The organism is Zwartia vadi (genome assembly GCF_030410375.1).
In the GTDB taxonomy this organism is placed as follows: Bacteria; Pseudomonadota; Gammaproteobacteria; order Burkholderiales; family Burkholderiaceae_B; genus Zwartia; species Zwartia vadi.
The window spans coordinates 1-8,923 of the sequence record NZ_JAUHHE010000026.1 but is presented as its reverse complement, the minus strand read 5'-3'; the positions used below and the strand labels follow the sequence as shown (position 1 = coordinate 8,923).

At 54.1% G+C, this 8,923-nt stretch carries 7 protein-coding genes and 1 pseudogene; 5 read left to right on the top strand and 3 right to left on the bottom strand.

Annotated features, from left to right (window positions below; genetic code table 11):
• Window positions 1-77: 77 nt before the first annotated feature.
• The 3 genes from QWY27_RS15345 to QWY27_RS15000 all read right to left on the bottom strand — a co-directional run bounded on the left by QWY27_RS15345 (window position 78) and on the right by QWY27_RS15000 (window position 5,151).
• The gene (locus tag QWY27_RS15345) at window positions 78-329 is read right to left on the bottom strand and encodes a DUF4238 domain-containing protein (RefSeq protein ID WP_353958780.1); all 252 of its coding nucleotides are present in this window, start codon (window positions 327-329) and stop codon (window positions 78-80) included.
• A 156-nt stretch (window positions 330-485) separates the two neighbouring features.
• Window positions 486-3,461, bottom strand: coding sequence for a MobF family relaxase (gene mobF / locus QWY27_RS15005; RefSeq protein ID WP_290199249.1), 2,976 nt, complete (start codon window positions 3,459-3,461; stop codon window positions 486-488).
• A gap of 85 nt (window positions 3,462-3,546) precedes the next feature.
• The gene (locus QWY27_RS15000) at window positions 3,547-5,151 is read right to left on the bottom strand and encodes a type IV secretion system DNA-binding domain-containing protein (protein ID WP_290199248.1); all 1,605 of its coding nucleotides are present in this window, start codon (window positions 5,149-5,151) and stop codon (window positions 3,547-3,549) included.
• 500 nt (window positions 5,152-5,651) lie between these two features.
• On the opposite strand from QWY27_RS15000, the gene QWY27_RS14995 reads away from it, so the two are divergent.
• From QWY27_RS14995 to QWY27_RS14975, 5 genes and pseudogenes are all read left to right on the top strand, one after another.
• Window positions 5,652-6,317 (top strand): TetR/AcrR family transcriptional regulator, encoded by a 666-nt coding sequence (locus QWY27_RS14995; protein ID WP_290199247.1) that lies wholly within the window; start codon window positions 5,652-5,654, stop codon window positions 6,315-6,317.
• A gap of 95 nt (window positions 6,318-6,412) precedes the next feature.
• Window positions 6,413-7,105 carry an endonuclease III domain-containing protein gene (locus QWY27_RS14990; RefSeq protein ID WP_290199246.1) on the top strand — a complete coding sequence of 231 codons (693 nt, stop codon included), beginning with the start codon at window positions 6,413-6,415 and terminating at the stop codon, window positions 7,103-7,105.
• A pseudogene (locus tag QWY27_RS15340) lies at window positions 7,011-7,487 on the top strand (deoxyribodipyrimidine photo-lyase); the annotation flags it as partial. The gene QWY27_RS14990 and the pseudogene QWY27_RS15340, both read left to right, overlap by 95 nt.
• Before the next feature lie 204 nt (window positions 7,488-7,691).
• Window positions 7,692-8,666, top strand: coding sequence for an FAD-binding domain-containing protein (locus QWY27_RS14980; protein WP_290199244.1), 975 nt, complete (start codon window positions 7,692-7,694; stop codon window positions 8,664-8,666).
• A gap of 39 nt (window positions 8,667-8,705) precedes the next feature.
• Window positions 8,706-8,923 (top strand): DUF2461 family protein (locus QWY27_RS14975; RefSeq protein WP_290199243.1); only part of this gene is annotated, 218 nt, incomplete at its 3' end.

The window sequence follows — 8,923 nt, the reverse complement described above, 5'->3', positions numbered from 1 at the left end:
GACTGCCGACCCAGAAAGCCAGCCAGATTCAAGAGTTGTTGCCACATCGCTGGCAGCCAACAGTTACCATGCCCTAATCAATCATCAAAACAAGTGCTCTGGCAATATGTGTTCGGCAGACGCTTACTTTCCAATGACTGTATTGCCATTTCAAGCCGATCATCCCTGCCGTAGAAATAGTCCCGCGAGCACTGGTTCTTTACGGGTGCATTTGGGATTAGCTTTCTACGGTCTAGATTGAACACATTGATGGAAGCGTCGCTCTCATCCTTCGTGAACGGACGAAGGTGGCATCTCGGCACAAAATGTTGATTCTTGTTGGTTGCCATCGGCGAATGGTCTGATAAGAAGGGACACGGCTCGCGCGACGATGTCAGAGTGCTGGTGCAGTGGTGGTAAATTCTTAATCAAGCGAATTTCCGCTTCTAGCGAAAGTCGGACTTGTGAACTAATCAAGTATCACCATCCCGGACATAGCAGCATTTCTACGTGTACGCCAAAAAATAATCACTACGTTTATTTTTTACCCCACCTTCCCGATCAAGATCAAGCGCCAGCCCTTTCGCCCTTTCAGTCGACACAGCCTTCGGCAGCATCGTTTCATCGTTCGTAAACACCTTCACGCTGTGGCGCTCGCGTGAAATGCTGACATAGTAGGTATCTTGCGCCGTCGTTCGGCTGTGACTTTCGGCGTTGTAAAGCACACGATCACAAGTTAGACCCTGGGCACTATGAGCCGTCGTCGCGTATGCGTGATCCATGTGCAGCGGTTTATTGGCTGGTAGATCTACCCGACGATTACCGGTTTTTAACGTTACGTGATTCTCTGATACGGCAACTACTTGTAGCCGTTGTCCGTTAACGAGATCCAGTGCCGCGTCGTTTCGGGTGACACGTACCCAGTCACCAGGTGAAATTTCCGACTGATGTCCCTGGTACACCGACAGTTTTGAGAGGCTGCGCAAATTGATGTCGATGGCGCCAGTGACTTGTTTGTCAGTTCCTTGTTTTCCATATGGCACGACGGTGATACGGTCGGTGTGCTCATCACGTTGTATGACTTGGTAAAGCTGTCCGCGTTGTAGGCCACATCGGTAATCACGTTCTGGTTGGATGATGTCACCTACCGTGTAGTACTTCGCACAACGTCTTTCTGCTCGTGTGGTGTCGTGGCGGGTGAGCAGGGTGTAGGTTCTACCGCGACCTTTGAGTCGTAGTAATTCATGCACTCGGTCATTGATGGCCTGTCGTGATGCATTGGTCCCGGTCACGATCAGTGTCTTGGCTTGTTCATATTGGGTCAGATTTGCGTATTCACCAGCAATCGCGTCATACCGATCTTTGCCATCCCGGGTTTGTGCACCATGCTCATCAGTGGTGACGGTATCAGGGATGCAGACGACATCATCGAGCAGTTTCAGTGATTCACTGGCTCTGCAAGTTGCCGCCAGTGTGACTGCGTCCCGTAACCGGGCGCTTTGTTGGCGTTGAATGTCGCCCATTACCACGGTTTTCATGCCCTGTTCCTGGAGTAACGCAAAAGCACGACCAGCTTCGACGGCTTTGGTTTGTGCCGTATCGCCGAGCGTGACAATCTTGGCACCCGTGGCCTGGACTTGCGCCATAAGCTTGTCCATTTGCCTCACGGGAATGACACCCGCTTCGTCGATGACCACCACCGTATTTGGTCCCATATCGTGCTTGGCTCGCTGTTTGTCACTCGCATTGAGAAACGATGAGACGGTCTTGGCGGCAATGCCGTCATCCCGCAGATTGTTAACCTGACTGCCATAGGGTGCCAGTGACACCATGGTCATACCTTGACGCTCGAGCAGTTCCTTGGCAGTTTGTAGTGCATAGGATTTGCCGGTACCTGCCATGCCTTGAATGCCAGTAATCTGATTCGGATGGGTCAAAATCATTTCCACGGCATCACGTTGTCCTGCTGTCAGTTCCTTGTCCTTGATGGCCTCTTGCACTTCAGTGATTGGCATGATCGGTTGCAGGGTGTCTCGTCCTTGCCGCTCGGCAGCCACAATCCGTTGCTCGGCTTCTAGCGCAGCACGGGTTGCATAAGTCAGCTCATGAAAAAGCAAACTGCCCTCGGCAATTGCTGCATCTACTGCTGCTAACGCATCAGCAGCGCTGAGATTTTGTTCAGCTTTGATGGTTGCAGCCCAGGCTGCACGGGTCAGTGCTGGACTGTTCGCCCCTCGGGGGTCATCGACTTGTCTGTATCGTGGCGTGTTGCTAAGCAGCGAACCATCATCTAGTTTCCGCTGTATCGCTTTCTTGACATCGGTCGGACTAATTTGACCGCTTGCATGACGAACCGACATGGCTAAAAGCTCTGATTCTGGCATCAAGCTCTCGCGTTCGGATAAGTGTTTGATCGCCCAACCGAGTGCTGCGTTGGCGACAAACTCGGTAGGTTCACGTTCTGGGTCACTTTTTGTGTGGTTTGTTGATTCGTCTGTTGATTTGTTTGCTGATTCACCTCCTGATTCAAGTGCTGACTCATCCACTGACCCAGCTGTTGTGGCCGGTCCTGATTGCTTGTGGCCGTGCGTAAACACCATGCCTGCTTCTCTTGCCTGGACCGCCCAGTGACGGAACAGCTCATCACGGCTGAGTTCAGCGCTTTTTTGCTCACGCGTGGCTAATGTGAGCATTTGTCGCTGCGCGTGGCTAGCCGATGCGCGTTCTTTGCCCCGTTCGGCTAAGGCTGACACCACCTGTGCGCTGCGTTTACTGAAGACATCAATCTGCTCACGTGTGACGTGTGCTAGTTCAATGTGGTTTTTCTCATAACGGACCCCATAACCGAGTTCTCTAACGCGTTTGTCTAGCTCAGCCATGTAGACCGCGTCTTGCAGCTTGCGCAGTTTGACGATTTGCTCATTCGATAGTGCTACCCAGGTGCCATCTTTGCGCTGGGTGGCATTCATGATCACTGCATGGGTGTGCAGATTTGGGTCAGGTGGTGAATCTGGTGTTGGGCGTGCGGTTTCATGACGAAATGTGGCCACGATCAGGTTATCAGTTTGCTCAACCCGGGTTTTGCCGTGATCTTTTTGCCGGGCTTGGGTTAGTTGACCCTCGATGTAATTCAGGGTGTGCGCTACAGCAGCATCATGCGCTTGCACCAGGCGTGCATCGGCACCGACTAAGGCCTGCAAGGTCAGGCTTTTTGGGGCACTGAAAGTCAGATCAATCCCGGCGCGCGCTCGACTGTCCTTACGAATTGAGCGGCCAGCACGAACGCCATCGCCAAACTCGCCACGCAACATGGAGTGAAACCTTTTCACATCAACGGCGCCAGTCGCGCCAAGTCTGCGTGCACCTTCACCATGCCATGCGGTCGCCCCGGCATCCCGGCTGTAGTAGTCATCGGCCTGCTCGCCGTAGTAATGGGTAGCCCGATCGGCTTCTGATCGGTACAGAATGCTGTAGGTGATCATGGGTAAGTCTCACAGAAAGGGTGAACTGGGGAGTGGGTCGACAGCCAGTGCCTGGAAGGACAGTTCTTGCAACCAACGGGAGGGACTAGGCGGTGCGTGTGCCAGTAACCGAGTGTTTGGTAAACAACGGCGGATGAATCCGCTGTAACTGGGCAGATTCCTGAAAAGGTTCGGTTAGCTGTGCGAAGTCATGAAACTTCATGCTGACCTTGGCAATCGGAAAATCGCCAGCAAAGGCCACATACCCGGTTAGCTCGGGAAATGATTGAATCTCTGACGGTGTAACCACGCGCTCGGTACTTCGGACTAGTCGATCAGATGTGTTGCGAGAGTCAACCGATCTGGAGACGCTGTAGTCTGGGCGGATGACTTCATGCTCACCCAGGCTTTTACTCATGTCTTCCGCAGTTTGTGGATCTGTGCGTGAACCACCGAGCACCACCAGGTTTCGAAATGAGGCGCGTAGCGTCTGAGCCATGGTTCGGCCATAGATGTAGTCGAGCTGCGAAGTGCTTTGCAGACCGGCCACGATGCGCAGGCCATTTTTGCGGCCTTTGGTTAGGCCTGCTTCCAGTGAGGGCAGGGCTTCAAGGCTGGCTAACTCGTCAATGAAAAGCCACCAACGTCTGGTTGCATCTTCTGGCATGGACAGAATCGATGTGATGAATACATCGGCCCAGGCTGAAACCAATGGTTTCATGGCGCTGGCCATGTCCTCACGCCAGTTGATGTAAAGATTGCCGCCCGTTGGGTCGTCCAACCAGTCGCGGATTGAAAATCGGCCGGGTTTCATGCTGGTGTGCTCGGAGAGCTTATTCGACAACACAAACCGGGCGGATGACAGCGCTTTGCTGGCTTCGCTAGAACCGACAAACAGTGACTCTGCTAATGTGCCTTCAAGGAATTTCTTGAGCTCTTGCGGGTCTTCGATCGTGCAAAGTCGAAACAGATCCATGACATTGGCTCGCAGCGGATCGGTTTGGTAAAGCTTGCGGGCGGTTTCACGCAGCAGCAAACGTCCGAAGTCGTTCCATTCTTCGGCATTTTTATCCTGGCTCATAGGCACCATGGAATGGGCGAGTCGTTTCCAGTCATAGTCGGCACGAATCTCATTAAAAAAGCTCCAGCCTTCGCTACGAATGTCATAGGGATTCAAGATGACATCGCCACCCTTCCAGAACTTGCTCATCAAGTCGCCGTTCGGGTCGATGACGATCATGCGGTCTCTACGCTGACAAACTGAAGCTGCCAAACCACGCAGTAGTACTGACTTGCCAGAACCAGTGGCACCACCAATCATTAGGTGAAGGTTTTCTAGTTTGGTGGGCATGGGAATGCCCGCCACATCGACCTGCGCTGTATCTGGTTCCCGGCATAGCCGTTGTAACCGCTGCGGAGTAACCGACTGTGTGCCACGAATAAAGCGTTTATAGGCATCGCCTTCAAACCCTTCAGTCCGAGTCGCTCGGCCAAGAAAGACGATTCCAACCAGAGAAAGCACTAACCCAAATGCCAATGAGCCATACAGCCAAGGATTCGAGGGGGTAACTAAAATCACTTGCCAGACAGTGCGCCAACCCCGGGCATCTAATCCGAGTTGATAGCGCCAACTAGCCGTCAGCGCCCAAAGACCAACGGGCACGGTCAACAACAAAAGCGCCGCAATTCGGCGCCGGGTGATGGGTGACATTGGGGATTCCTTTGATGAAGATAGCAATCGCTTGATTTCGATGCGAGGTGAACTCCATGAAGCAAAGACTCAGCAGACCATTTGTCTTCCATGGAATCCGGGTTGACCCTGAGGAACAGTAGTGGGATAAGTGAATATTGAGATTCGGCGAATTACTCGAGCGAGTTGCAACCGGTCAAACACAGACCAACGATCGACCTGCTCAATCTGATCGAGACTATTTTTTATTTGGCCGTTGTCCTTTCGCAGGCCCCGCGTTTGCCAAGCCTCGCAAGAAAGGCGGTAACAGTCTCTTGCTAAAACCTGAGGCTCGATCTTTTCACATCAGGCACTTCACAACAGATCAGCCAACACATGTGACAGCGTCTTGAAAATCACTTCAACAAGCGCTTACATCCAGTGGATGTAACATCTTGCTGTAACCATAAGTTCAGCCCAGTGCTCGACAGTGTTTTGGACTGCAACCGACCGTCTTGAACCTTTTTTGCAATGCCCACTAAATGGCCCCTACCACCCGTGTAAAGTCATCCCGACGCCGAGGTCGCCCACCTGCTTCGCAAGCCGGTCAGTTTGATGAGCGCATATTGCAGGTGGCAACGTCTTTTTTCCTGGAGCGGGGTTTTGGTCGTACGACCTTGGATCTGGTAGCCCAACACGCTGAAGTTGGAAAGTCCAGCCTCTACACACGCTATCCCAGCAAGGGCGACTTGTTCGCCGCAGTGGTCCGTCGTTCAATCCAGACGATGTTTGACCACTTGGCACCAGTGCCCGATGGTTTGAGTCTTGAGCAACGCCTGAAGGCAATCGGCGAGGCACTGATCGAAGGCATGTTGCACCCTCGCTGTGTGGCGTTCATGCGCATCACGGCTGCGGAGGCTGATAATTTCCCTGATCTTGCCATGACGGCATACCAAGTCAGCTTTGACGGCGCAGTCCTTTACGTGTTGAGGGGACTTGGGGTTGGCAACCTAACCGCTACCACTCAAGAGCTCGTCACACTTGTCCAGCGTTTTGTTGAGGTGGCTGTTCAACCACTGTCTTTCCAGGCGGCATTCGGAGTGGATACGGCCTTGCTGCGGCTGCGTTCGTCTCAGTGCGTCCATGACGCTGTCGAGCTGCTTCAAGAAAAGATTGCGAGCACACATTGGGAACACATTCAGAAATAAAGGACGACATCGTCCATTTTTGTTAGACTGTGGCTGTTTATTGTCTGCGGAGACTACCTCATGCGCGCCATGCCACACAAATTACGGCCGATGTGATGCGCGAGCAAAAGCGCATTTCTGACAAGTCAATCAAGACACACCGTCTGGAATCGATCTACGAGCAGCTTAGTCGAACCTATCCAACATTCGATCAGACCGACGACCCTTGGATGACTCATGGTCTCTCTAGCACACCGTTTCGATGCCTGGTATCTGTTTGTCTATCGACCATGACCATTACACCCAGAGTGGTCAGGGCCTGCGTGCCACTTTTCGAACGGGTGTCCAATTTCGAGGAATTGCTGGCTTTAGATGACGAGCAGTTGCGCACCCTCATCAAACCGGTGGCGCATTACAACCGCAAAACAAAAAATTTGAAGATCATGAGCCAGCAGATCCTTCGTGACTTCGGTGGCCGCATACCTGATAACCACCAGGACCTGATGAAGTTGCAAGGCGTTGGCCGCAAGGTGGCCGACATTATGATGAACTTTATCTTTCACGAGGACACCATCGCCGTAGACACCCATGTGCTGCGCGTATTGAACCGATTGGATATCGTTCAAACGCCTGTCGCTGAGGTCGCTGCCGACCAAATTAACAGCATGACTCCGGCTCACTACAAGCGGCATGCACACGAATGGCTGATCCAGCATGGTATGCAAGTTTGCACCGCACGAAGCCCGCGTTGCGGGGTCTGCTGTATTTCCGAGCTGTGCAGCTATCGCTTGTCTAACGCAGCAAGTTAGGATGTTCATGCCTGCCGCATTGGAACTCAACCCCACCGCGTCACCACAAGTCGTCTGGTTCAAACGCGACCTTCGTGTGGAAGATCATGCGGCGCTGGCGCGCGCAACCGCCGCAGGGCCCGTCTTGTGTGTCTATTGCGTTGAGCTTGAGCACTGGCAGCAGCCTTGCACCAGTGACCGGCAGTGGCAGTTTGTGCGTGAATGTGTGCTGAGTCTGGACGCGCAACTTAAATTGTTGGGCACTGCGCTGGAGATTCACGTAACACCGGTCATCCAGCTGTTGGACGCGCTGCACCTGCGGCTGGGTACGTTCACGCTGCATAGCCACCAGGAAACCGGTGGTCTTTGGACCTTTGCACGAGACCGTGCGGTCGGCGCCTGGTGCCGGGAACATGGGGTGCGCTGGCACGAGTACCCACAGAACGGGGTGGTTCGTCCCGTGTCGCGCCGTGGTCGACGATTCAAGGAGCATTGGGATGCTTGGGCAGCGGCGCCTCTGGAGCGCCTGCCAGTGAATCCCTCGTGGCTGAAGCCAGCTAGCGATCAGACGGTGGAGTTACTGCCGTTAGCTGTTAAGGCCGACCCTTTGCCATGCGTTGGCCGGCAGAGGGGCGGTGTACAGCCTGCGCGTGATTTGCTGGATAGCTTCCTCGATGACCGCGGACAAGGCTACGGGGCAAACATGAGCTCCCCTATCACTGCCGAGCGTGGATGCTCGCGCCTGAGCCCGCATATCGCCCACGGAAGCCTCAGCCTACGCCAAATCGCGCAGATCACGCTACAAGCCAAAGAGGCAGCACCACGGGCGCACTGGCATCGCCAACTCAATAGCTACGTGACACGACTCTGGTGGCATTGTTATGCGTTGCAAGTTTTGGAAAACCAGCCGGAGATGGAACGCCAAGCTTTAGTGCCCGAGATGGAGCAACTGAGGCGACCGATGGACATAACACGATTCGATGCATGGCGGCTCGGCCGCACGGGTTGGCCAATGGTTGATGCCTGCATGCGATTCCTGCACCACCACGGTTGGCTCAACTTCCGCATGCGCGCAATGCTGGTGACAACGGCCACGCACACGCTATCCTTGCCGTGGCGACCAGTGGCCGACTGGCTGGCTCAGATGTTTGTAGACTTCGAGCCAGGTATTCACTATACCCAGATCCAGATGCACAGCAGTATGGCCGCCAGCCCGGTGCTACGCATGTACAACCCGGTCACGCAGGCACGCGAACTGGACCCGCAAGGGCAGTTCGTGCGCCGTTGGGTGCCTGAGCTAGCGGCAGTGCCTAGCGAATGGGTGGTCATGCCCTGGGTAATGCCTAGGACATTGCGTCATCAGTTTGGCTTGACAGGGGCTAACGATTATCCTGCGCCACTAGTTGACTTCGAGCTGGTGCATCGGTCCGTCAAGGCTGAGATCGCCGAGCTGCGGTCTAGCCTGGGCTTGCAGGCTGCCCCGGGGTTCAACGAACGGCCCGGTCAAGCTACGCGTGGTCGGCGCAAGACTGCGCCAAAACAGGTGGACGCCAAGCAGTCTACGCAGATGAGTCTCTTTTAACCTCACGATGACGCACAAGTGCGACCAAGGCCGCCGTTTATGAAATTTTCAAGGCAAACACTCCCTTTTCTTACTGAAGCTGGCCAGCAGACCGATCCGAACTGGCTTGAGGACAACCAGGCTGCCTACGAAGCCCATGTCAGGGGGCCGTTCATTGACCTGGCCCAAAGGCTCAAGACAGAACTTCAGCCAAGCGTTCCGGACTACCACTTCCCCGTCAAAGGAATCGGTAGAATCAAAAAGGCTGCGAACTATAC

Bases quoted from the DNA above. Each gene is read 5' to 3' on its own strand.
- QWY27_RS15345 (WP_353958780.1), bottom strand. From the start codon at position 329: ATGGCAACCAACAAGAATCAACATTTTGTGCCGAGATGCCACCTTCGT.
- QWY27_RS14995 (WP_290199247.1), top strand. From the start codon at position 5,652: ATGGCCCCTACCACCCGTGTAAAGTCATCCCGACGCCGAGGTCGCCCA.
- QWY27_RS15000 (WP_290199248.1), bottom strand. From the start codon at position 5,151: ATGTCACCCATCACCCGGCGCCGAATTGCGGCGCTTTTGTTGTTGACC.
- QWY27_RS14990 (WP_290199246.1), top strand. From the start codon at position 6,413: ATGCGCGAGCAAAAGCGCATTTCTGACAAGTCAATCAAGACACACCGT.
- mobF (WP_290199249.1), bottom strand. From the start codon at position 3,461: ATGATCACCTACAGCATTCTGTACCGATCAGAAGCCGATCGGGCTACC.